The sequence below is a fragment of the Hydrogenophaga sp. genome (assembly GCF_019264445.1).
Classification (GTDB): Bacteria; Pseudomonadota; Gammaproteobacteria; order Burkholderiales; family Burkholderiaceae_C; genus Hydrogenophaga.
Map to the genome: position 1 here is coordinate 73346 of NZ_JAHVAB010000069.1, position 22410 is coordinate 95755.

Genomic DNA, 22410 nt, shown 5'->3' on the forward strand with positions numbered 1-22410 from the left:
GCCATGAGCGAGTGGTGGACCTACCGGCCTTCTGACTTTCTGATGTTCGCGCCGCGCACGTACTGGCGGCTGTTCGAACTGCACAACGAAGCGTGGTGGCCGGCGCAGGCGATCTTCTGCGCGCTGACAGCGCTGCTGGTCGTGGGGGTGTGGCGGCGCCACGGGCCGACGCTGCGGGTGGGGGTGTTCGCCGCTGCGGCGGCATGGGTGTTCGTGGCGTGGGCTTTCATGTGGCAGCGGTACGCGCCCATCAACTGGGCCGCCAGTGGCTTCGCGTGGGGCTTTGCCGCGCAGGCGCTGGGGCTGCTGGCGCTGTCGTCGCGCAGCGCGTTGCACGCCGCGCCGTCGCGCGGGCGCCGCGCCGGTGGGCTGGCCCTGCTGCTGTGGGCGCTGCTCGCGCACCCCGCGCTGGGCCTGCTGTTTGGGCGGCCCTGGTCGCAGGCCGAGGTGATCGGCCTGGCGCCCGACCCGACCGCCATCGCCACGCTGGGCCTCTTGTTGTGCGTGGGCGGCGGGCCGCGCGTGTGGCAAGGCTTGCTCGTGGCAGGCGCCATGGCCTGGCTCGCGGTGAGCGCGGCCACGCTGGCCACCATGGGCTCGGCGCAGGCGGCCGTGCCTGCGGCCGCTGCGCTGCTGGCGGGCGCTGCGCTGTGGCGCGGCCGCGCGGCTCAGTGAGCGCCCAGGTACGCCTTGGCCAGCGACGCGTCGGCCGCGATCTCGGCCGAGCTGCCCTGGGCCACGATGTGGCCACTCTCCATCACGTAGGCGCGGTCGGCCAGCGCGAGCGCCAGGCCCGCCATCTGGTCCACCAGCAGCAGGGTCATGCCTTCGCTGCGCAGGCGGTCGAGCGAGGCAAACAGCTCTTCGATCACCTTGGGGGCCAACCCCAGCGAGGGCTCGTCGAGCAACAGGATGCGCGGTCGCGACATGAGCGCGCGCGCAATCGCCAGCATCTGCTGTTCACCGCCTGAGAGCAGGCCCGCCCTCTGGTGCAGCCGCTCGCGCAGGCGCGGGAAGCGCTGCAACATCTCTTCCACCCGCGCCTCTCGGCCTTCGGGGTGCAGGAAGGCGCCCAGGCGGATGTTGTCGAGCACGCTCAGCTCGGGGAACACCTGTCGGCCTTCGGGCACCAGCACCATGCCGCGCGCCACGATGGCTTCGGTGCCGGCCTGCGACAGGTCTTCACCCTCCAGGTGAATGCCACCGCCCGACAGCGGCCGGTGCAGCCCGCTGAGCGCGCGCATCAGCGTGGACTTGCCCGCGCCATTGGCGCCCAGCAAGGCCACGGCCTCGCCCCGCCGCACCGCCAGCGAAATGCCATGCAGCACCGGCTCCGCGCCATAGCCCGCCACCAGCTGCCCCACACCCAGCATCTCCACTTTGATCGGCTCCGACGCAGCGTGGGGGTCAGCGGGCCAGCCGCCGGGCCGCCCCAAGGCAGGCCCAGCCCCCTCGGGGGGCAGCGACCCGCGCAGCGGCGGAGCGTGGGGGCAATACCCTCCAGGGCCAGCCGCCGGGCCGCCCCAAGGCAGGCCCAGCCCCCTCGGGGGCAGCGACCCGCGCAGCGGCGGAGCGTGGGGGCTACTGGAACAGCGGCTTGACGTTCCAGATCTCGCTGGCGTATTCGCGGATGGTGCGGTCCGACGAGAAGGCGCCCATGCCCGCCACGTTCATCACGGCGTGTCGGGTCCACTCAGCAGGGTTGCGGTAGAGCGCGTCGACCTTGTGTTGCGTGGCCAGGTAGTCGGTGTAGTCGGCCAGCAGCAGGTAGTAGTCGGACTCCAGCAGCGTGTGCGTGATGTCGTGAAAGCGGCCAGGTTCTTCGGGGCTGAACGCGCCCTCGGCGATGCGGTCGATGGCGGTCTTGAGGTCGTAGTTGTGGTCGTAGTAGCGGCGCGGGTTGTAGCCGCTGGCGCGCAGGGCGGCCACCTGTTCGGTGCGGTGGCCGAAGATGAAGATGTGCTCCAGCCCCACGTGTTCGGCGATCTCGATGTTGGCGCCGTCCCAGGTGCCGATGGTGAGCGCTCCGTTGAGCGCGAACTTCATGTTGCCGGTGCCCGAGGCCTCGGTGCCGGCGGTGGAAATCTGCTCGGACAGGTCGGCCGCGGGGATGATCACCTCGGCCAGCGACACGCGGTAGTTGGGGATGAACACCACCTTGAGCTTGTCGCCTATGCGCTTGTCGTGGTTGACCACGCGCGCCACGTCGTTGATGAGCTTGATCACCAGCTTGGCCATGTAATAGGCCGAGGCCGCCTTGCCGGCAAACACCACCGTGCGCGGCACCCAGTCGGCGTTCGGATTCGCCAGGATCTGCTGGTAGCGCGTAACCACGTGCAGTACGTTGAGCAGCTGGCGCTTGTACTCGTGCATGCGTTTGATCTGCACGTCGAACAGGCTGTTGGGGTTGACGATCACGCCGGTCTCGGCGCCGATGCGCTCGGCCAGCCGGCGCTTGTTCTGCGCCTTGGCGTCCTGGAAGGCGCTGACGAATTCGGGGTCGGTGGCGAACGCGCGCAACTGCGAGAGCTCGTCGAGGTTGCGCCGCCAGGTGGTGCCGATGCGCGCATCGACCAGGGCGGCCAGCGGCCGGTTGGCCTGCGAGAGCCAGCGCCGGGGCGTGATGCCGTTGGTCTTGTTGCAGAAGCGCTCGGGGTAGAGACGCGCGAAGTCGGCAAAGATGGTCTGCACCATGAGCTGGCTGTGCAGGGCCGACACGCCATTGACCTTGTGGCTGGCGAGCACCGACAGGTACGCCATGCGCACGCGGCGCTGGCCGCGTTCGTCGATCAGCGACACGCGGCGCAGCAGGTCGTTTTCGCCGGGAAAACGCGCGTGCACCTCGGCCAGGAAGTTGGCGTTGAGGTCGTAAATGATGCGCAGGTGGCGCGGCAGCAGGCGGCCCATCAGATCGACCGGCCAGGTCTCCAGCGCTTCCTGCATCAGGGTGTGGTTGGTGTAGCTGAACACCCGTTTGCAGATGTCCCAGGCGGTGTCCCATTCCAGGCCTTGCTCGTCGACCAGCAGGCGCATGAGCTCGGGCACGGCCAGTGCCGGGTGCGTGTCGTTGAGGTGGATCGCCACGCGGTCGGCAAAGATCGCGAAGTCGCCCTGGTGCCGCTTGAAGCGGCGCACGATGTCTTGCAGCGAGGCGCTGACGAAGAAGTACTCCTGGCGCAGGCGCAGCTCCTTGCCGTGGTCGGTGCTGTCGTCCGGGTAGAGCACGCGCGAGACGTTTTCCGAGGCGTTCTTCGCCTCCACGGCGCGCATGTAGTCGCCCTTGTTGAAGGCGTCGAGGTTGATGCCGCTGGTGGCGCGCGCGGTCCACAGCCGCATGGTGGCCACGCTGCTGAGCTCGTGGCCGGGCACGCCGGTGTCGTACGCGGTGGCGATCACGTCGTCGGTTTCGACCCAGCGCACCTGGTCGGCCGACTGCACCAGGCGCCCGCCGAACTGCACCGTGTAGCTGAACTCGGGGCGCATGAATTCCCAGGGGTTGCCGTTCATCAGCCAGTAGTCGGGCTCTTCCACCTGCCGGCCGTCCACGATGCGCTGGGCAAACATGCCGTAGTCGTAGCGGATGCCGTAGCCCATGCCGGGCACGCCCACCGTGGCCATGGAGTCGAGGAAACACGCGGCCAGGCGGCCCAGGCCGCCGTTGCCCAGGCCGGCATCGGTTTCCAGATCGATCAGCGCATCGAAGTCGGCGCCCAGCTGGGTGCAGGCGGTGCGGGCGTCGTCCAGGATGCCCACCGAGAGCATCGCGTTGGTGAGCGCGCGGCCGGTGAGGAATTCCATCGAGAGGTAGTACACACGCTTGGCGTCGCTGTCCTGTGCGGTGGCGAGCGTCTCGCGCCAGCGGTGCATCATGCGGTCGCGCACGGCGTGGAACAGGGCAAAGAGCCAGTCGCGCCGGGTGGCCGAGCGCGGATCGCGGCCCACCGAGTAGATCAAGCGGTTGGCGATCGACTTTCGCAAGGCGTCCACGCTGTTGTCCAGGTGGTCGTATTCGAACGGGACGGGATCGTGGGTGGGCGTGGTGTCGGACATGGCGGTGGGGATGCGGGTGGGTGCGAAAGGCAGAAGCAATAAACGTGCTGACCGCTCAGGCGCGGGCTGGGGCGGGCATCGCGGCGCGGTAGACGCTCAGGTACTCGGCGGCCGCGCGCGCCCAGTCAAAGCGCAGCGCCATGGCGTGCTGCTGCACGGCAAGCCATTCGGCCGGGCGGCGCTGCAACGCGAAGGCGCGCTTCACGGCCGCCGTCAGCCCGGGCACGTCGAGGTCGCGGAAGACGAAGCCGCTGGCGCTGCCATCGGCCAGGTTTTCCAGGCTGCAGTCGACCACGGTGTCGGCCAGCCCGCCCACGGCGCGCACCAGAGGGAGCGTGCCGTAGCGCAGGCCGTAGAGCTGGGTGAGGCCACAGGGCTCGAAGCGCGAGGGCAGCAGGATCACGTCGGCGCCAGCGATCACGCTGTGCGCCAGCGCCTCGTCGTACCCCACGGTGAGGGCGACCTGTTCGGGGTGGCGCTGGGCACAGGCGCGCAGCGCCTGCTCGATGGCCGCATCGCCCGAGCCCAGCACCGCGAGTTGCCCGCCGCGACCCACCAGTTCGTCGACCACCGCGGGCAGCAGGTGCAGGCCCTTTTGCTCGGTGAGTCGGCTCACCACCGAGAACAGCAGCGCATCAGGCCGCGGCTGCAGGCCCAGGCGTTGTTGCAGCCGGGCCTTGGCCTGGGCCTTGCCCTCCATGTGCCCGGCCTCAAAGCCCGGTTGCACCAGTGGGTCGGTTTGTGGGTTCCACACCGCGTCGTCCACGCCGTTCAGGATGCCGTGCAGCTGCGCCTGCCGCTGGCGCAACACGCCGTCAAGCCCGCAGCCCTGCTCGGGGCCGGTGATCTCGCGCGCATAGGTCGGGCTCACGGTGGTGATGGCGTCGCTGTACTTCAGCCCCGCCTTCATGAAGCTGATGTGGCCGTGGAACTCCAGCCCCTGCAGGTGGAAGAGGCTGTCGGGCAGCCCCAGGCGCGGGCGCAGGCTGGCGTTGAACACGCCCTGGTACGCGAGGTTGTGCACGGTGAAGACGGTGGCCGGGCGGTGCTCCGCCGTGCGCGCCAGCTCGCGCAGGTAGGCGAACGCCAGGCCGGTGTGCCAGTCGTGGCCGTGCACCACGTCGGGTCGCCAGGCGGCGCTCAGCCCGGTACCGAGCAGGGCTGCGGCCCAGCCCAGCCAGGCGAATTGCTCCGCGCTGTCGGGCCAGGGCTGGCCCGAGGCGTCCAGGTAGGGGTTGCCGCTGCGCTCGTAGAGCCCGGGCGCGTGCAGCAGCCACACCGGCACGCCGCTGTCGGTGATGCGCCCGGCGCGCAGCCAGGGCGTGGGCCCGTGGGCCGACGTGGCCTGCGGGCCGAGACCTGAAGGCAGGCCCGGGCTGCCCCCGGCGGGCACGAGCAGCGTGGGGCCTTCGGGCGTGACGCCTGCGACCACGCCGGGGAAGGCCGGCAGCAATAGGCGCACGTCGGCGCCCAGGGCCCGCAGGGCGGGCGGCAAGCCTGCGCTCACATCGGCCAGCCCGCCGGTCTTGAGCAGCGGGAACACCTCGGAGCAGACGTAGAGGATCTTGGGGTTCATTCCAGTTTGTCGAGCATGGCGCGGGTGACGAGCACCACGCCGTTGTCGGTGCGGAAGAAGCGCCGCGCGTCTTCTGCCGCGTCCACGCCGATCTTCATGCCATCGGGGATCACACAGCCGTTGTCGATCACCACCTTGCGCAGTTCGCAGCTGCGTCCGATGTCGACCTCGGGCAGGATCACGGATTCTTCCACGGTGGCGAACGAGTGGACGCGAACCTTGGAAAACAGCACCGAGCGGCGCACCAGCGCGCCCGAGATGATGCAGCCACCCGAGACCAGCGAGTCCACCGCACAGCCCCGGCGGCCGTCGTCATCAAACACGAACTTGGCCGGTGGCAGCTGCTCCTGGTAGGTCCAGATCGGCCATTCGCGGTCGTACATGTCGAGCTCGGGAATCGTGCCCGTGAGGTCGAGGTTGGCCGCCCAGTAGGCGTCGACCGTGCCCACATCGCGCCAGTAGGCTGGCGCCTCGGGCGAACTCTTCACGCACGACATGCCGAAGGGGTGGGCCACCGCCTCGCCGGCGGCCACCATGGCCGGGATGATGTCCTTGCCGAAATCGCGGCTGGAGCCGGCGGTGCCCGAGTCGCGCTGGAGCGCCTCGAACAGGTGCTCGGTGTTGAACACGTACACGCCCATGCTGGCCAGCGCGGTGTCGGGCTTGCCCGGCATGGGCGGCGGCTGGGCCGGCTTCTCCAGGAAGCGCACGATGTGGCGGTTGGCGTCGATGTCCATGACGCCGAAGGCCGTGGCCTCGGCCAGGGGCACCTCGATGCAGGCCACGGTGCACTTCTTGCCCATGGCCACGTGGTCGGCGATCAGGTCGGCGTAGTCCATCTTGTAGATGTGGTCGCCTGCGAGCACGAGGATGTAGTCGGGCTTGTGGGCGCGCAGGATGTCCAGGTTCTGGTAGACCGCGTCGGCCGTGCCCAGGTACCAGCTCTCGTCGTCCATGCGCTGCTGGGCGGGCAGCAGGTCGATGAATTCGTTGAACTCATTGCGCAGGAAGCTCCATCCGCGTTGCAGGTGGCGCAGCAGGCTGTGCGACTTGTACTGCGTGAGCACGCCGATGCGGCGCACGCCCGAGTTCAGGCAGTTGGAGAGCGCGAAGTCGACGATGCGGAACTTGCCGCCGAAGTAGACGGCGGGCTTGGCGCGCCGGTCGGTCAGGGCGTGCAGGCGCGAGCCGCGTCCGCCCGCCAGCACCAGGGCAATGGTGCGTTTGGCCAGTTGCTGGGGCGAGTTCTTTTCCATGCGTGTCTCCGGTGGGGGTGGTGGGTGTGCGTCTTGGTGCGCAGTGGAAATGGTGGAAGGGGTGCGGGGCGTTCAGGGTATTCGGCCGTGTGCCCGCACCATGGCCAGCAGGCGCTCGGCCGGGCGGTGGTCGATCTGGCGCCAGTCGAAGCGCCACTCCCAGCAGCCGGTGGCCTGTCCGGGTGTGTTCATGCGGTGTTTGCCATCCAGGCCCAGGACATCCTGGAACGGCAGCACCACGGTGTGTGCCACCGTCTGCGACAGCGCGTGGATCAGCGTCCAGTGCGGCTCGGTGTCCACCGCCGGGCCGAGGTAGGCGCGTGCGGTGGCCTTGTCGTGGCTGGACGCGGTGCGCCACCAGCCCAGCGTGGTGTCGTTGTCGTGCGTGCCGGTGTAGGCCACGCAGTTGGGCTCGAGGTTGTGCGGCAGGTAGGGGTTGCCCGGGCCACCGCCAAAGGCGAACTGCAGGATGCGCATGCCGGGGTAGCCGCAGGCCTCGCGCAGCGCGTTCACCTCGGGCGTGATCAGGCCCAGGTCTTCCGCGATGATGGCCAGCGGCCCCAGCTCTTGCTGCAGCTCGGCAAAGAACGGCAGGCCCGGGCCGGTTTGCCACTGCCCGGCCACGGCGGTGGGTTCGCTGGCCGGGATTTCCCAGTGCGCCTCGAAGCCGCGGAAGTGGTCCAGCCGCACCACATCGACCTGCTTGAAGAGGTGCGCCACGCGGTCCTTCCACCAGCGGTAGCCGTTCTGCGCCATCGCTGGCCAGTTGTAGAGCGGGTTGCCCCAGCGCTGGCCGGTGGCGCTGAAGTAGTCGGGCGGCACGCCGGCCACCACCTGGGGCTCGAAGTCGTCATCGAGCAGGAACTGGCCTGCGTGGGCCCACACATCCGCGCTGTGGTGCGCCACAAAGATGGGCGCGTCGCCCACGATCTGCACACCCCGGCTGTGCGCGTAGCCGCGCAGCGCCTGCCACTGCACCCAGAAGCGCCACTGCACGAACTGCCAGAACCCGAGCGCCTTGGGCGATTGCTGCCGCACCTCGTCCAGCGCCTGCGCGTCGCGCCGGGCCAGCGGTGCGGGCCACTGCGGCCAGCTGCCGACATGTCGTTCGCTGAGCACCATGAAGAGGGCGTAGTCGTCGAGCCAGTGGGCGTGTTCGGTGCAGAAGTCGGCCAGCGCCGCGCGGCTCTCGGGCGTGGCGCGCAGGTTGAAGCCGTCCCAGGCCTTGCGCAGGCTGGCCATGCGCCAGGGTGCCACGCGCTCGAAATCGCAGCGGTGGTGGTCGAAGCCCTGCGTGGGCATCCAGGGCAGCCAGCCCATCTGCACCAGGTCTTCGAGGTCGACGAGGAGCGGACTGCCGGCAAAGGCCGAGACGCTCTGGTACGGCGAGTTGCCCGGGCCGGCGGGCGACAGCGGCAGGATCTGCCACAGCGACTGGCCGGCGGACACCAGCCAGTCCACGAAATGGCGCGCACCCACGCCGAAGTCGCCCGAGCCGTGGGGGCCGGGCAGGCTGGTGATGTGCAGCAGCACACCGCTGGTGCGGCGCGAAAGCAGGGGGTGGACGGTGGTGTTCATGAACGGCCGGGGGAATGACCCTCGGGCACATGCAAGCCTTGGACCAGCACGCGCACGCCGGTCTCGTTGAGCGTGGTGTGGCCGGCTTCGGTGGCGGGGTGGTCGAGGTTCACGGCGGCGTCTGCGCTGTCCATCACCACGGTCCATTTCCCGCCGGGGAGCGGCAAGGTGATGGTGCCGGGACCGGCATGCCAGACCACGCACAGGCGTTCCGTGGGCGCGGCTCCGTCGTCGCCCACGGTGATGAGGGCCGTCAGGGTGCGGCGGTCGTGGGCCTGCCAGGCCTCGGGCGTCATGGGATGGCCGTCGGTGTCGAGCCAGGCGATGTCGGGCGGGGCGGTGTGGGGCGGGGCGGTGTGGGGGGCGTCGCCCGGGCCTTCAAACCAACACGCGTGGCGCAGGCCCGGGTGCTGGCGCCGCAGTGCGGCCAGGCCGGCCACGAAACCGGTCAGCGAGGCGTCGGCCTGTGCCCAGTCCAGCCAGGTGATGGCGTTGTCCTGGCAATACACATTGTTGTTGCCCTGCTGGCTGTGGCCGAGCTCGTCGCCGGCCAGCAGCTGGGGCGTGCCCTGTGCGCAGAAGAGCGTGGCCAGGAGGGCGCGCCGCCAGAGGGCGCGGCGGTGCAGCACGGCAGGGTCGTCGGTGGTGCCTTCCACGCCGCCGTTGGCGCTCAGGTTGTGGCCGTGGCCGTCGCGGTTGTCCTCGCCGTTGGCGGCGTTGTGCTTGTGCTGGTAGGCGGTGAGGTCGGCGAGGTTGAAGCCGTCGTGCGCGGTGACCATGTTCACGCTGGCGGTGGGCAGGCGGCCCTGGCGGTGGAACAGGTCGGCGCTGGCGCAGGTGCGGGTGGCGAGCTCGCCGCGCGTGCCCGCGTGGCCGAGCCAGAAGGCGCGCACGCCGTCGCGAAAGCGGTCGTTCCACTCCAGCCAGCCAGCGTCGAACCCGCCGGTGTGGTAGCCGCCCGGGCCCACGTCCCACGGCTCGGCGATGAGTCGCACGCTGCGCAGAACCGGGTCTTGCGCCATGGCGCTGAGCAGGGCGCTGCGCGGGTTGAACGCATGGCCAAGGGCTGCGTCGCGGCCGAGCGAGACGGCGAGGTCAAACCGGAAACCGTCTACACCGAAGGCCTGTACCCACCAGCGCAGGCTGTCCATCACCCACTGCAGCACGCGCGGTTCGCTGAACGCCAGGCTGTTGCCGGTGCCGCTGAAGTTGTGCGGCACGCCGCGCTCGCCCATGGCGTACCAGCGGTTCTGAGCGAGGCCGCGCCAGCTCAGCGTGGGGCCATTCAGATCGCTTTCGGCGGTGTGGTTGAACACCACGTCGAGCACCACCTCGATGCCGGCGCGGTGCAGGGTGTCGACCATGTGGCGGAACTCGGCGCGCACGGCGGCGGGGTCGTCGGCTGGGGCGGCCGCGTAGGCCGGCTCGGGGGCGAACGCGTTGAGCGTGTTGTAGCCCCAGTGGTTGCTCAAGCCCCGTTCGAGCAGGTGGCGCTCGCTGATGTGCTGGTGCACCGGCAGCAAGCACACGGTGGTGATGCCCAGGCGCTGCAGGTGCTGCACCACGGCTGGGTGCGCCAGCGCGGCGTAGGTGCCGCGCTGCTCCTCAGGCACCTCAGGGTGCAGGCGGGTGAGGGCTTTCACATGCGCCTCGTAGATCACCACGCGGTCACGGGCAATGGCGGGGCGGGGCGCGATGCGCTGCGCGGCGCTCAGCTCGGCCTGCGCGTCCACCACCACGCAGCGCGGCATGTGGGCGGCGTTGTCGGCCGGGTCGGGCTGGTGCTCGCCCCAGGGCTGCGTGGGGTGCAGCGGATCGGCGCAGGCATGGCCGGTCTGCAAGGCCAGGCGTTCGGTGTCGCCCACCAGCGCCAGCGCCCAGGGGTCGAGCAGCAGGCGCGCCGGGTTGAAGCGGTGGCCCGCCTCGGGCTGCCACGGGCCGCTGGCGCGCAGGCCGTAGTGCTGGCCGGCGGCCAGGCCGGGCACGAAGGCCGCCCAGAGGCCGTCGCCCGCTGGCCGCAGGGCCACGCGCCGGCTTTCGCTGGCTGCGCCGGGTTCGAAGAGGCACAGGTCGATGCCGTGCGCATCGGGGGCCCACACCGAGAAGTTCACGCCGTCGATGCCGGCCTGCTGGCGCAGATGGGCACCGAGGGCCGGCGCGGTGCCGGCGGTCATGCACCCACCTCCGGTTGCAGCCAGAGCACGCCGAGCGGTGGCAGCGTGAAGCTGGCCGACCAGCGCTGCCCGTGTTGCGCGTTGTCTTCAGCTTGCACGCGGCCGTGGTTGCCCACGTTGCTGCCGCCGTAGTGGCTGGAGTCGGTGTTGAGCCGCTCCTGCCAGTGCCCGCCGTGCGGCAGGCCCACGCGGTAGCCGTGGCGCACCAGGGGCGTGAGGTTGGCAATGACCACCACCGTGTCTTCGAGCGCGTGGCCGTAGCGCGCGAAGGCCAGCACCGAGTGGTCCGCGTCGTCCACCACCAGCCACTGGAAGCTGTGGGGGTCGGTGTCGCGTGCGTGCAGGGCCGGGGCGCTGCGGTAGACGTGGTTGAGGTCGCGCACGAGGTGCTGCATGCCGGCGTGCGCCGGCTCCTGCAACAGGTGCCAGGGCAGCTCGGCGTCGTGGTTCCACTCGGTGGGCTGGGCCAGCTCGGCGCCCATGAAGAGCAGCTTCTTGCCCGGGTGCGCGTACATCCAGGCGTACAGCGCGCGCAGGTTGGCCAGCTGTTGCCAGCGGTCGCCGGCCATCTTGTGGAGCAGGGAGCCCTTGCCGTGCACCACCTCGTCGTGCGAGAGCGGCAGCACGTAGTTTTCGGTGTGCGCGTACATCATCGCGAAGGTGAGCTTGTGGTGATGCCAGCGGCGGTGGACCGGGTCGAGCGCGAAGTACGACAGCGTGTCGTGCATCCAGCCCATGTTCCATTTGTGGTCGAAGCCCAGGCCGCCTTCGGACAGGGCGCCGGTCACGCGCGGGAAGGCGGTGGACTCTTCGGCGCAGGTGATGGCACGCGGGGCCTGCTGGTGCAGCACCTCGTGCACCTCGCGCAGGAAGGCGATGGCCTCCAGGTTTTCGCGCCCGCCGTGCGCGTTGGGCACCCACTCGCCGGCCGGGCGGCTGTAGTCGCGGTAGAGCATGGAGGCCACCGCGTCCACCCGCAGGCCGTCGATGCCGTACTGCTCCACCCAGAACAGCGCGTTGCCCACCAGGAAGTTGCGCACTTCAAAGCGGCCGAAGTTGTAGATGAGGGTGTTCCAGTCGCGGTGGAAGCCTTCGCGCGGGTCGGCGTGTTCGTACAGCGCCGTGCCGTCGAAGCGGGCCAGGGCGTGTTCGTCGGTGGGGAAGTGCGCGGGCACCCAGTCCAGGATGAGCTTCAGGCCGGCGGTGTGTGCCGTCTCTACGAAGCGGCGAAACGATTCGGGTGAGCCGTGGCGCGCGGTGGGGGCGTACAGGCCGGTGGGCTGGTAGCCCCACGAGGCGTAGAACGGGTGTTCGCTCACCGGCATCAGTTCGATGTGGGTGAACCCCATCTCCACCACATAGGGCACGAGGTGCGTGCTGAGTTCGTCCCAGGTGGGGACGGTGTGCGGCCCGCCGGGCCGGCGCCAGGAGCCGGCGTGCACCTCGTAGATGGCCATGGGCAGGTCAGGCCGCTCATGGGCAGCGCTGCCTCGCTCGGGCGTTGGACGCAAGGGCTCGCACACGCGCGCCGCGTTGCCCGGCGGCAGCTCGGTTTCGCGGGCGTAGGGGTCGGTCTTGAAGACGTGGCGGCCGTCGCTGCCCTGCACCTCGAATTTGTACCAGTCGCCCACCGCCGCGCCGGGCACGAACAGCTCCCACACCCCGCACTCGGGGCGCAGGCGCATGGGCTGCGCGCGCCATTGGTTGAAGTCGCCCACCAGCGCCACCTGGCGCGCGTGCGGCGCCCAGACGGCAAAGGCGGTGCCGCGCTGCCCGTCCAGCGTGGTGGCGTGGGCGCCCAGCTTCTGCCAGGGGCGCAGGTGCTTGCCCTCGGCCAACAGCCAGACATCGGTCTCGCCCAGCCAGAAGCTGTGGGAGGGGCTTTCAGGGGGGTGGGGTGTGGGTGTCATGTGCGCGGCCTGTCGGGTCATTCTGGCACTGCTTGCACAGGATCGCCTCTGGCCTTCAGCTTCAGGCAAGGGAGGTGCATGACAATCCAGGCATGACCCCTGCCCAAGCGCGACGCCTGACCCCCCAACGCCTGCTCATGGCGTCGGTGGTGGTCGCCCTGCTGACCATCGCACTCAAAACAGGCGCCTGGCTCATCACCGACTCGGTGGGGCTGTTGTCGGACGCGATGGAGTCGCTGGTGAACCTGGCCAGCGCGATCTTCGGCCTGGTGATGGTGACCATCGCCGCCCGCCCGGCCGACGAAGACCACCCCTACGGTCACCACAAGGCGGAGTATTTCTCGTCGGGCTTCGAGGGCATCCTCATCATTGCGGCGGCGCTGGGCATCATCTGGGTGGCCGGGCACCGGCTGCTGGACCCTCAACCGATCGAGCAGGTGGGCTGGGGCCTGGCGCTGTCGGTGCTGAGCTCCGCGCTCAACGGCCTGCTGGCCTGGGTGATGTTTCGTGCGGCGCGCGAGCACCGCTCCATCGCGCTGGAGGCCGACGGCAAACACCTGGTCACCGACGTCTGGACCTCGGTCGGTGTGGTGGTCGGCATCGCCCTGGTGCACTTCACGGGCTGGCTCTGGCTCGACCCCCTGGTGGCCATGGCGGTGGCGGCGAACATCCTCAAGGAAGGTTTTCACCTCATGTGGCGTTCCTCACAAGGCCTGATGGACGAGGCGCTGGAGCCCGAGGTGATCGCCTCCATCCAGCAGACGCTGGACGGCTTTGCGTCCGCCGAGGGTGAAGCCAGCATCATCCGTTTCGACCACGTCAGCACGCGCAAGGCCGGCCAGCGGCGCTTTGTCGACCTGCACATGCATATGCCGGCGAGCTGGTCGCTGGGCCGCGCGGCCGCCGTGCGCACCAGCGTGGAGCAGGCGCTCATGAGCGCGGTGCCGGGCTTGCGCGCCACCATCCAGCTGCTGCCCAGCGATGTGGAAGCGCACTTCGACGATGAAAAGGACCTGATTTGATTGCCCTGTTGCAGCGGGTGGCCCAGGCACGCGTGGAGATCGCCGGGGAGGTGGTGGGGCAGATCGGAGCGGGCCTGCTGGTGCTGTTGTGTGCCGAACCCGATGACACCGAAGCGGTGGGCGAGAAGGTGCTCGCCAAGATCCTCAAGTTGCGCATCTTCGGCGACGCCGCCGGCAAGATGAACCTGAGCTTGCAGGACACCGCAGGCGGCTTGTTGATCGTGAGCCAGTTCACCCTGGCCGCCGACACGAAGAGCGGCAACCGGCCCGGCTTTACGGGGGCGGCCCCTCCCGCGCTGGGCGAGGCGCTTTACGACGCCTTCGTGAAGGCCGCGCGCGCGGCGCACCCGGTGGTGCACACCGGCCGCTTTGGTGCCGACATGCAGGTGCACCTCGTCAACGACGGACCGGTGACGATCCCTCTGCGGATCACCGCCTGACGCCGAACGGGGGTGCTCAGGCGTAGGGATTCGGCTGACCGAGGCCCGCGAGGATCTCGGTCTCGCGCGCTTCCATTTCCTCGGCATCGGCCTCGCTGGTTTCGTGGTCCCAGCCCTGGGCGTGCAGGGTGCCGTGCACCAGCAGGTGCGCGTAGTGCTGCGCCAGCGGCTTCTTGAGCTCGGCGGCTTCGCGGGCCACCACGGGCGCGCAGAGCACCAGGTCGGCCATCACCAGCGGTTCGGTGGCGTAGTCGAAGGTGAGCACGTTGGTGGCGTAGTCGCGCTGGCGGTAGTCGCGGTTGAGCGCCTGGCCTTCTTCGGCGTCGACGATGCGCACGGTGATTTCGGCGTCCGCGTCGAGCGCGTGGCGGATGCAGCGCGCGACGAAGTGGCGCGGCAGCGCGGCGCGGTGCGGTGCGGCGTCGGTGAGCTCACCGAACTGCAGGGACAGACTGAGGGCGTGCAGGGGCATCAGCGCTTGGCCGGTTGGGCAAAACAGTTGGACATCAGGATCTGGTCTTGCGCGTTCGCGTCGGCAGCGATGGCGCTCAGCTCGCCCTTCATGCCCTGGGTGTACCAGCTCAGGCGCGACTGGTCGTCCAGCGCAAAGAAGCGCACGCCAGTGGTGGCGCGGCGGCCCTGCAGCAGCAGCGTGCGGTCGTTGTGGTGCAGCGCCGCGAAGGTGGTGCCGTTGCTCAGGTTGAGGTAGGCCAGCTCGATCTCGCTGCCGCCGTCGCACTTGTAGCGCACCGCCTGGCTGCTGAAGATGAGCTGCGGTGCCGGTGCGGCCGAAGGCGCGGGCGTGGTGGCGACCTGGGCGGTGGCTCCGAAGGCCAGCAGCGTGGCCAGGCTGGCCAGCAGACAGCGAGCGGGTGAGGGCATCGGCAGGGGCATGTCAGGTGGGGCTGCGGCGCGCGCGCTTGACCGGCGCCACCGCGTCGTCGATGGCCGGGGAGCGGGCTTCGTAGGCGTCCACGATGCGCGCGACCAGCGGGTGGCGCACCACGTCGGCACTGGAGAGGCGGGTGATGGCGATGCCCTGCACGCGCTTGAGCACGCGCTCGGCGTCGATCAGGCCGCTGAGCTGTGTGCGCGGCAGGTCGATCTGGCTCACGTCGCCGGTGATGACGGCCTTGGCGCCAAAGCCGATGCGGGTGAGGAACATCTTCATCTGCTCGACCGTGGTGTTCTGCGCTTCGTCGAGGATCACGAACGCGTGGTTGAGCGTTCGCCCGCGCATGAAGGCCAGTGGGGCAATTTCGATCTGCTGCCGCTCGAAGGCCTTCTGCACCTTGTCGGCGCCCATCAGGTCGTAGAGCGCGTCGTACAGCGGGCGCAGGTACGGGTCCACCTTCTGACCCAGGTCGCCGGGCAGAAAGCCGAGCTTCTCGCCGGCCTCCACGGCCGGGCGCGTGAGCACGATGCGCTGCACCGCGCTGCGCTCCAGCGCATCCACCGCGCAGGCCACGGCGAGGTACGTCTTGCCGGTACCCGCCGGGCCGATGCCGAAGGTGATGTCGTGGGTGGCCATGTTCTCCAGGTAGCGCGCCTGGTTGGGCGTGCGCCCGCGCACCTCGCCGCGCCGCGTCTGCATGGCCAGGGCGCCGTCGCCCGGGTCGGCCAGCGCGGTGTCGCCACTGAGCATGAGCTGCACCTGCTCGGCGGGGATCGGCTTCCTCGCCATTTCGTACAGCGCCTGCAGCGCTTCCAGCGCCTGCGTGGCCTTGGCCTTCGGGCCTTCGATGCGGAACTGCTCGAAACGGTGGGCCACCTTCACCTGCAGGGCGGCCTCGATGCTGCGGATGTGGCTGTCCATCGGCCCGCAGAGGTGCGCCATGCGCGTGTTGTCGGGCGGAGAGAAAGTGTGTCTGAGAATCAAGCCGATAATTCCTCGAAAAGGATCCCTCGATGATAGGCAAGTTGACCGGTACGCTGCTGGAGAAAAACCCACCCCAGATCCTGCTGGACTGCCACGGCGTCGGTTATGAGGTGGACGTGCCCATGAGCACGTTTTACAACCTGCCTGCCACCGGTGAAAAGGTGGCCCTGCTCACCCACTTCGTGGTGCGCGAAGACGCCCAGATTCTCTATGGCTTTGGCACCGCACCCGAGCGTGAGGCCTTTCGCCAGCTCATCAAGATCAGCGGCGTGGGCCCGCGCACCGCGCTCTCCGTGCTCTCGGGCATGAGCGTGACCGATCTGTCACAGGCCATCAGCGCGCAGGACAGCGGGCGCATCATCAAGGTGCCCGGTATCGGAAAGAAGACCGCCGAGCGCCTGCTGCTCGAACTCAAGGGCAAGCTCGGTGCCGACCTCAACCTGCCGGGCGCGACCGCCGCGCAGGGCGACGCAGCGGGTGATATCCAGCAGGCTTTGGTGGCATTGGGCTACAGCGAGAAAGACGCCGCCGCAGCGCTCAAGGCCCTGCCCAAGGATGTGGGTGTCAGCGACGGCATCAAGCTCGCGCTGAAAGCATTGGCCAAGTAAATGACGATCCAGACCGACGACTTCGCCCCCGCGCCCCGCATGGTGTCGGCCGCGCCCGCTTCGCCCAAGGAAGAGGCCATCGAGCGCGCGCTGCGCCCCAAGCTGCTCGACGAGTACGTGGGCCAGGTGAAGGTGCGCGAGCAACTGGAGATCTTCATTGGCGCGGCCAGGAAGCGCAGCGAAGCGCTGGACCACGTGCTGCTGTTTGGCCCACCCGGCCTGGGCAAGACCACGCTCAGCCACATCATTGCGCAAGAGCTCGGCGTGAACCTGCGCCAGACCAGCGGGCCGGTGCTGGAGAAGCCCAAAGACCTGGCCGCGCTGCTGACCAACCTCGAAGCCAACGACGTGCTCTTCATCGACGAGATCCACCGGCTCAGCCCGGTCGTCGAGGAAATCCTGTACCCCGCGCTGGAGGACTACCAGATCGACATCATGATTGGCGAAGGGCCGGCGGCGCGCAGCATCAAGCTGGACCTGCAGCCCTTCACGCTGGTCGGTGCGACCACGCGCGCGGGCATGCTCACCAACCCGCTGCGCGACCGCTTCGGCATCGTGGCGCGGCTGGAGTTCTATACCTCGGAAGAGCTGGCGCGCATCGTCACGCGCAGCGCCGGGCTGCTCAACGCGCCGATGGACGCCGAAGGCGGCTTCGAGATCGCGCGGCGCTCACGCGGCACGCCGCGCATTGCCAACCGGCTGCTGCGCCGCGTGCGCGACTTTGCCGACGTGAAGGGCACGGGCACCATCACCAAAGACATCGCCAACCGCGCGCTCGCCATGCTCGACGTGGACCCGCAAGGCTTCGACCTGATGGACCGCAAGCTGCTCGAAGCCGTGATCCACCGCTTTGACGGCGGGCCGGTGGGGCTGGACAACATTGCAGCGAGCATTGGCGAGGAGCGCGACACGATCGAAGACGTGATCGAGCCCTACCTGATCCAGCAGGGCTTTCTGCAGCGCACGCCGCGCGGGCGCATCGCCACACTGGCGGCCTACCGGCACCTGGGCGTGGCGCCACCGGCACCGGATGGCGCGCTGTTCGGCGAGTAGCCTCGCAACACCCCCACCACGATCAGCACCTGCGCCGCGTAGTAGGTGCCCAGCACCCAGACCTGCGACATCGGCAACGGCGATACGAAGCGGTTAATCGCCAGCAGGGTGTCGCTGAGCATGAAGAAGCCCGCGCCCAGTGCTACCGCGAACGACGCGCCGTCGCGCAGCAGGGTGGCGCGGCCAATGGCCTGCGCGGCCATGAGGGCGATCACCAGCACGTAGGCCGCCACCGGCGCACGCAAGCCGGCCGGCAGACCGCCCTGCCAGAGGAAGGCGTACATGGCCACGCCGATGCCCACTGTGGCGGCCAGCGCGCGCCGGCTCGGGAACCACGGCAGGCCCTGGCGGAACAGCGCGATGTAGGCCAGGTGCGCCAGCAGGAAGGAAACCAATCCGGGGATGAAGTAGCCCGGGAACATCAGGAAGGCGTCTCCGGCCAGCGACAGCGCGAGCGCGCCCATCAGCAGCCCATCGGCGCGCCGAAGGCCGCCGCGACCCGAGGCGTGTGCCGCGACCACGGCCAGGGCGATCAGCATGGTCAGCGGTTTGAACACGCGGTGCAGCTCGGTGGCGCCCAGCGCGGCGGTGGCCATGGCGAGCGCGCCGCTCTCGATCATGAGCGCCTCGCCCATGGAAATGCGGCCCTGCATCACCGCACCGATGGCCCACAGCGCCACCACCAGCACGGCGAACACCACCGCGCTGCGCGAGAGTGGCCAGCCATCGGTGAACCACAGGAAGCCGGCCACGCCGGCCAGCAGCAGCGCGAACTGCGCGGCGGCAAACGCCTGCACGCCGCGGCTCATGGGGGGCGCATACCGCTGCACGTGGCCGATGTCGAAGGCGGGAGAAGGAAAGCGCGCCGCCACATCGGCGGGGCGCCAGCCGGGCGGCTTGAACCACACGCGCAGCTTGTCGGCCCAGCGGCGCGTGTGCCAACTGTCCTTGAGCAGGCCCCAGTACACCTCGCCGTTGGCCCAGAGCGGGTCCCAGCTGTTCAGGGGTTTGCGGGTGCCGTAGACGCAGGTGTCGTCTTCCTCCTTGAAGCTGCCGAAGAGCCGGTCCCACACGATCAGGATGCCGCCGTAGTTGCGGTCCAGGTAGTGGTCGTTCACGGCGTGGTGCACGCGGTGGTTGGACGGGCTGCAGAACCAGCGGTCAAACCAGCCGAGCTTGCCCACCTGCTGCGTGTGCACCCAGAACTGGTAGAGCAGGTCGACGAGGGCGACCACGCCGAACACCAGCGGCGGCACCCCCGCCACGGCCATGGGCAGGTAGAACACCCAGCCGACCAGTGCGCCCGAGCTCGTCTGGCGCAGGGCGGTGGAGAGGTTGTAGTCCTGGCTCTGGTGGTGCACCACGTGTGCCGCCCAGAAGAGGGCGCTCTCGTGCCCGGCGCGGTGCAGCCAGTAGTAGCAGAAGTCGTAGAACACCAGCGCCGTGAGCCAGCCGGTCCAGGTGGTCCAGAAGGGATGGTCGGGCCAGATCGCCACCGCCGAATACACCGCGGTGTAAATGCCCACGCGCAGCAGCCGGGTGAACACCGCGCTGATCTGGCTGAGCATGCCCAGGCCGATGCTGCTGATGGCGTCGTCCAGCCGGTAGGTGTTGCGCTGGCGCTTGAGGCCGATGGCGTATTCCACCGCGATGAGCACGAAGAACACCGGCGTGGCCAGCACGATGATCTGGCTCGGGCTCATGGGTGCACGCAAGGGGTGGACAAACGCATGCCGGCATTGTGGGCAGAACACCCGGCCAGCGCCCTTGGCAACAACCCGCATGCCCGTGCCAGAATCGCGGCCATGCCCGCCCCCTCGCCGCCCGCCGCGACCGCCCCCGAGAGTGCCACCACCGCGCTGTACCGCGCGGCGCTGGGCCCGGTGCACACCGCGCACTACCTGGCCGTGTTCGAGCGCTTTGACGAAGCGGGCCGCGCCAGCCCTGTGTGGAATCCTGTGGCGGGCCTGCTCACGCTGAACTGGATGGCGTTTCGCCAGCTTTGGGGCGCGGCGCTGGTGTACCTGGCCTGCGCCGAGGGCCTGGCCTTGCTGGTGCTGGCCCTGAGCCGGCGCTTTCTGCACTGGCCGCCTTCCGTGGAATGGGGGGTGTTGCTGGCGCTGCTGCTGTTGAGCGTGGCGATTCCCGGTGCCTATGGCAACGCCTGGCTGCATGCCGACACCCGCCGGCGCATGACGCGCGCGGTGCGCGAAGCCCGCACGGTGCGCGAGGCCTGCACCGCGCTGGAGGAGCAGGCCAGTTCGAAGCGGCGCCTGTGGGGCCTGGTGCTGATCAATGCGTTGCTGGTGGCGGGCGCCGTGGGGCTGTACCTCGGGCTCAGGCCGGCCACGTTCTCTGGGTGGGCGCCCACACCGCAAGCGGTCGTGCCCGCCGAGCCTGCCCTGAAGGAGGCCGCGCCGGTGTCTGCTGCTGAACCTGCAACGGTGGCGGCCGAGCCCGTGTCCGTGGCCTCGGCGCCAGGGCCCGCCGCCGCTTCGGCGACACCCGAGCCGGTGCGTGAGCCTGCGCCGGTCATCGTGTCGCCGCCGGTGGTGGCCGCGCTGGAACCCGCTGCGCCCCCGGCGCCCGAGCCAGTCGCCTCCATCCTGCGGGAAGACCCGCCTCCCCGCGAAGAGCCGCCGCGTGCCAGCCAGGCGGTGCCCGCCGCGCCGGCCAAGACGCGCGCGCCGAAGGAGGCGGCTGTGGCGGCGCCGCAGGCACACGGCATCAATGTGGGTTTGTTCGCCGACCCCGCCAATGCCGAGAAGGCGCATGCGCGGCTGGTCGAGGCCGGTTTCCCGGCCATCCTGCAGAAGGTGGAGTCGCCCAGGGGCGAGCGCACCCGGGTGCGCGTGGGACCGTTTGCGGGCCGTGCGCAGGCCGACGAGGCCGCAGCGCGCATTCGCGCCATGGGGCTGGACGCGGTGGTGTTCGCGCCCTGAAGGCCGGGCCGCTCAGCCCAGCGCGCCGCGCGTGTCCACGCGGATCAGGCGCTCCACCGTGCCCGTCGACAAGCCGCCGCGCACGCCCAGCATCACATCGTGCAGGTTGACCGTGGGGTCGCAGTGGCCCGGCACGAGCCACACCGTGTCGCCCAGGTTGGGCAGCGGGTGGCCGGCGTGGGCGGCGCGCAGCAGGCCGTGCTCGTCACCGCCGTTGGCAAACACCAGGCCCGAGGGGCTCCACACGGCGGGCAGGCCGCTGTCGATGGCGTGGCTCTTGTGGCCGGCGTCGCACACGGCATGCTGGGTGCTGCGGCTCATCACCTGCGTCTTGACGAACAGCGCGTGCTCGAACACCGGCGCCAGTGGCGCGCTCTCGTTGCGCGCGTAGTCCGCGTCCATGAACAGGTAGGAACCCACCTGCACCTCGCCCCAGATGCGGCTGGCGGTTTCCAGCGCAAAGGTGCCCGTGCCCGCGCCCGTGATCAGGGGCACGGCAAAGCCGGCGGCTTGCAGGCGCTCGCGCGTGAGCGCGGCGGCCCAGGCCGCCTCGCCGATGGCCCTGGCGCGCTCGCCCGGGTCGCGCAGGTGCTGGGCGCGCCCGTGGTAGGCCTGCAGGCCGGCAAACCGCAGCACCGGGTGCTGCGCAATGAGCCGCGCCAGGTCCACCGCCGGTTCGCCGGGGGGCACGCCGCATCGGCCATGGCCCACATCGACTTCCACATACACATCCATGCGCTCTTGCCCGCCCACACCGGCGGCCTCCAGCGCGTGCGCCAGGCGCAGCACGCCCGCGGCGCTGTCCACGGCGATGCCAAAGCGCGTGTCGGGCAGCGTGAGCACCGCCTGCGCCAGGCGCTGCAGCTTGGCGGGCGCGATCACTTCGTTGCTGATGTAGATGTCGGTCACGCCGCCACGGGCCAGCACCAGCGCTTCGTCCGTCTTCTGCACGCACACGCCCACCGCGCCGTGCGCCATCTGCAGGCGCGCGAGTTCGGCGCTCTTGTGCATCTTGGCGTGGGGCCGCAGGCGCAGGCCGTGCGCGCGCGCATAGGCCGCCATGTGCGCGAGGTTGCGCTCCATCGCGTCCAGATCGATCACCAGCGCGGGCGTGTCGATGGCGGCCACGCTCTGGCCGATCAGCGCCTGCGCGTGGTGCCAGTGCGCGGGCAAAGGGGCATCAGACGCTGCGTTCATCCAGCGGTTCTCCGGTTTGCAGATGGTTCGTGTCCGCCCAGCCGACCAGGCTCAACCCCTCGGGCGACCAGAGCAGGCGGTTGATGGCGGTGTTGGGCAGTTCCCAGCTGCGCGGGGCGTTGAGCTCCAGGCGCATGGCGGCGCGGTAGAGCATGTCCATCACCCCGCCGTGCGCCACCATCAGCACCTGCTCGCCCGGGTGGCGCGAGGCGAGTTCGATCACGGTGGGAATCACGCGGCGCTGCAGCTGTTCCAGCGACTCACCGCCTTCCGGCGCGAAGTCGGGCATGCGCTTGCGCCAGGCCAGCGCTTCGGTGGGCCAGCGCTGCTCCAGCTCGGCCCAGGTGCGGCCCTCGAAGCGGCCGAAATGGCGCTCGCGCAGGCCTTTGTGCGGGGTGACCTCCATGCCCTTGACGCGGGCCACCGCCTGCGCGGTCTCGAATGCGCGGCCCAGGTCGCTCGCGTACACGGCGGCGATGGGTTCGTCCTGCAGCGCCTGGGCGAGCTGCGCCGCCTGCCAGCGGCCGCGCTCATTGAGGGCGATGTCGGTGTGGCCCTGGATGCGGGTGTCGCGGTTCCAGGCGGTTTCACCATGGCGCACGGCCAGGATGCGGGTGACTTGCAAAGCGGGTCCTTGAACTCGGGCAGAAGACCGCAACTGTACCGGTGCCGCCACTCCCGCACACGTTGGGAGGCCGCGAAATCAAGGCTTTGCGACACAATCT

General features: G+C 69.8%; 18 protein-coding genes and 1 pseudogene. 6 read left to right on the top strand and 13 right to left on the bottom strand.

The features are described from left to right. Positions 1–3 precede the first annotated feature (3 nt). Positions 4–675: a DUF6064 family protein gene (locus KXJ60_RS15350; RefSeq protein WP_291129771.1), complete on the top strand. Its 672-nt coding sequence runs from the start codon at positions 4–6 to the stop codon at positions 673–675. Here the strand turns inward: KXJ60_RS15350 and KXJ60_RS15355 are convergent. The 7 genes and pseudogenes from KXJ60_RS15355 to glgB form a co-directional block, all read right to left on the bottom strand. Further along, positions 669–1376: pseudogene (locus KXJ60_RS15355) on the bottom strand (ABC transporter ATP-binding protein); the annotation flags it as partial. The gene KXJ60_RS15350 and the pseudogene KXJ60_RS15355 sit on opposite strands and share 7 nt — an antisense overlap. A 205-nt stretch (positions 1377–1581) precedes the next feature. Next, the gene (locus KXJ60_RS15360) at positions 1582–4050 is read right to left on the bottom strand and encodes a glycogen/starch/alpha-glucan phosphorylase (protein ID WP_291129773.1); all 2469 of its coding nucleotides are present in this window, start codon (positions 4048–4050) and stop codon (positions 1582–1584) included. A 55-nt stretch (positions 4051–4105) separates the two neighbouring features. After that, positions 4106–5626: a glycogen synthase GlgA gene (gene glgA / locus KXJ60_RS15365; RefSeq protein WP_291129775.1), complete on the bottom strand. Its 1521-nt coding sequence runs from the start codon at positions 5624–5626 to the stop codon at positions 4106–4108. Further along, complete coding sequence (glgC, locus tag KXJ60_RS15370; protein ID WP_291129778.1) at positions 5623–6882, bottom strand: glucose-1-phosphate adenylyltransferase; 1260 nt, start codon at positions 6880–6882, stop codon at positions 5623–5625. The genes glgA and glgC overlap by 4 nt, the downstream gene beginning before the upstream one ends. Positions 6883–6954: 72 nt before the next feature. Then, positions 6955–8460 (bottom strand): 4-alpha-glucanotransferase, encoded by a 1506-nt coding sequence (malQ, locus tag KXJ60_RS15375; protein WP_291129780.1) that lies wholly within the window; start codon positions 8458–8460, stop codon positions 6955–6957. After that, positions 8457–10634 carry a glycogen debranching protein GlgX gene (glgX, locus tag KXJ60_RS15380; protein WP_291129783.1) on the bottom strand — a complete coding sequence of 726 codons (2178 nt, stop codon included), beginning with the start codon at positions 10632–10634 and terminating at the stop codon, positions 8457–8459. Before glgX ends, malQ begins: the two co-directional genes overlap by 4 nt. After that, positions 10631–12544: a 1,4-alpha-glucan branching protein GlgB gene (gene glgB, locus KXJ60_RS15385; protein WP_291129873.1), complete on the bottom strand. Its 1914-nt coding sequence runs from the start codon at positions 12542–12544 to the stop codon at positions 10631–10633. Before glgB ends, glgX begins: the two co-directional genes overlap by 4 nt. Positions 12545–12636: 92 nt before the next feature. On the opposite strand from glgB, the gene KXJ60_RS15390 reads away from it, so the two are divergent. Both KXJ60_RS15390 and dtd read left to right on the top strand, forming a co-directional pair. Next, positions 12637–13566: a cation diffusion facilitator family transporter gene (locus KXJ60_RS15390; RefSeq protein WP_291129794.1), complete on the top strand. Its 930-nt coding sequence runs from the start codon at positions 12637–12639 to the stop codon at positions 13564–13566. Further along, positions 13563–14006 (top strand): D-aminoacyl-tRNA deacylase, encoded by a 444-nt coding sequence (gene dtd / locus KXJ60_RS15395; protein WP_291129804.1) that lies wholly within the window; start codon positions 13563–13565, stop codon positions 14004–14006. The genes KXJ60_RS15390 and dtd overlap by 4 nt, the downstream gene beginning before the upstream one ends. Before the next feature lie 16 nt (positions 14007–14022). Here the strand turns inward: dtd and ybeY are convergent, their stop codons facing one another. From ybeY to KXJ60_RS15410, 3 genes are read right to left on the bottom strand one after another with little or no spacing between them, the layout of a single operon-like run. Continuing rightward, entirely contained in the window at positions 14023–14478 is a 456-nt protein-coding gene (ybeY, locus tag KXJ60_RS15400) for an rRNA maturation RNase YbeY (RefSeq protein WP_291129807.1), read from the bottom strand. After that, positions 14478–14888 (bottom strand): MliC family protein, encoded by a 411-nt coding sequence (locus KXJ60_RS15405; protein WP_291129810.1) that lies wholly within the window; start codon positions 14886–14888, stop codon positions 14478–14480. Before KXJ60_RS15405 ends, ybeY begins: the two co-directional genes overlap by 1 nt. Before the next feature lie 13 nt (positions 14889–14901). Continuing rightward, on the bottom strand, positions 14902–15885 hold the full coding sequence (locus tag KXJ60_RS15410) for a PhoH family protein (protein ID WP_291129812.1): 984 nt from the start codon (positions 15883–15885) through the stop codon (positions 14902–14904). Between the two features lie 29 nt (positions 15886–15914). Between KXJ60_RS15410 and ruvA the strand changes: the two genes are divergently transcribed. Together ruvA and ruvB are read left to right on the top strand one after the other, a co-directional pair. After that, positions 15915–16493, top strand: a complete 579-nt coding sequence (ruvA, locus tag KXJ60_RS15415; protein ID WP_291129815.1) for a Holliday junction branch migration protein RuvA — start codon at positions 15915–15917, stop codon at positions 16491–16493. Continuing rightward, positions 16494–17546, top strand: a complete 1053-nt coding sequence (ruvB, locus tag KXJ60_RS15420; RefSeq protein ID WP_291129818.1) for a Holliday junction branch migration DNA helicase RuvB — start codon at positions 16494–16496, stop codon at positions 17544–17546. Here the strand turns inward: ruvB and KXJ60_RS15425 are convergent. Next, positions 17489–19249: a lysoplasmalogenase family protein gene (locus tag KXJ60_RS15425; protein ID WP_291129821.1), complete on the bottom strand. Its 1761-nt coding sequence runs from the start codon at positions 19247–19249 to the stop codon at positions 17489–17491. The two genes, ruvB and KXJ60_RS15425, sit on opposite strands and share 58 nt — an antisense overlap. 102 nt (positions 19250–19351) lie before the next feature. Here KXJ60_RS15425 and KXJ60_RS15430 point away from each other — a divergent pair, with 102 nt between their 5' ends. Further along, positions 19352–20488: an SPOR domain-containing protein gene (locus KXJ60_RS15430; RefSeq protein WP_291129824.1), complete on the top strand. Its 1137-nt coding sequence runs from the start codon at positions 19352–19354 to the stop codon at positions 20486–20488. Between the two features lie 12 nt (positions 20489–20500). Here KXJ60_RS15430 and KXJ60_RS15435 read toward each other — a convergent pair whose 3' ends face one another. Together KXJ60_RS15435 and KXJ60_RS15440 are read right to left on the bottom strand one after the other, a co-directional pair. Continuing rightward, on the bottom strand, positions 20501–21685 hold the full coding sequence (locus tag KXJ60_RS15435; RefSeq protein WP_291129826.1) for a DSD1 family PLP-dependent enzyme: 1185 nt from the start codon (positions 21683–21685) through the stop codon (positions 20501–20503). After that, positions 21669–22310: a histidine phosphatase family protein gene (locus KXJ60_RS15440; protein WP_291129829.1), complete on the bottom strand. Its 642-nt coding sequence runs from the start codon at positions 22308–22310 to the stop codon at positions 21669–21671. The genes KXJ60_RS15435 and KXJ60_RS15440 overlap by 17 nt, the downstream gene beginning before the upstream one ends. Positions 22311–22410 lie beyond the last annotated feature (100 nt).

Coding starts and splice junctions, on each gene's coding strand:
- KXJ60_RS15350 (WP_291129771.1), top strand. CDS start 4: ATGAGCGAGTGGTGGACCTACCGGCCTTCTGACTTTCTGATGTTCGCG.
- KXJ60_RS15360 (WP_291129773.1), bottom strand. CDS start 4,050: ATGTCCGACACCACGCCCACCCACGATCCCGTCCCGTTCGAATACGAC.
- glgA (WP_291129775.1), bottom strand. CDS start 5,626: ATGAACCCCAAGATCCTCTACGTCTGCTCCGAGGTGTTCCCGCTGCTC.
- glgC (WP_291129778.1), bottom strand. CDS start 6,882: ATGGAAAAGAACTCGCCCCAGCAACTGGCCAAACGCACCATTGCCCTG.
- malQ (WP_291129780.1), bottom strand. CDS start 8,460: ATGAACACCACCGTCCACCCCCTGCTTTCGCGCCGCACCAGCGGTGTG.
- glgX (WP_291129783.1), bottom strand. CDS start 10,634: ATGACCGCCGGCACCGCGCCGGCCCTCGGTGCCCATCTGCGCCAGCAG.
- glgB (WP_291129873.1), bottom strand. CDS start 12,544: ATGACACCCACACCCCACCCCCCTGAAAGCCCCTCCCACAGCTTCTGG.
- KXJ60_RS15390 (WP_291129794.1), top strand. CDS start 12,637: ATGACCCCTGCCCAAGCGCGACGCCTGACCCCCCAACGCCTGCTCATG.
- ybeY (WP_291129807.1), bottom strand. CDS start 14,478: ATGCCCCTGCACGCCCTCAGTCTGTCCCTGCAGTTCGGTGAGCTCACC.
- KXJ60_RS15405 (WP_291129810.1), bottom strand. CDS start 14,888: ATGCCCTCACCCGCTCGCTGTCTGCTGGCCAGCCTGGCCACGCTGCTG.
- ruvA (WP_291129815.1), top strand. CDS start 15,915: ATGATAGGCAAGTTGACCGGTACGCTGCTGGAGAAAAACCCACCCCAG.
- ruvB (WP_291129818.1), top strand. CDS start 16,494: ATGACGATCCAGACCGACGACTTCGCCCCCGCGCCCCGCATGGTGTCG.
- KXJ60_RS15425 (WP_291129821.1), bottom strand. CDS start 19,249: ATGAGCCCGAGCCAGATCATCGTGCTGGCCACGCCGGTGTTCTTCGTG.
- KXJ60_RS15430 (WP_291129824.1), top strand. CDS start 19,352: ATGCCCGCCCCCTCGCCGCCCGCCGCGACCGCCCCCGAGAGTGCCACC.
- KXJ60_RS15435 (WP_291129826.1), bottom strand. CDS start 21,685: ATGAACGCAGCGTCTGATGCCCCTTTGCCCGCGCACTGGCACCACGCG.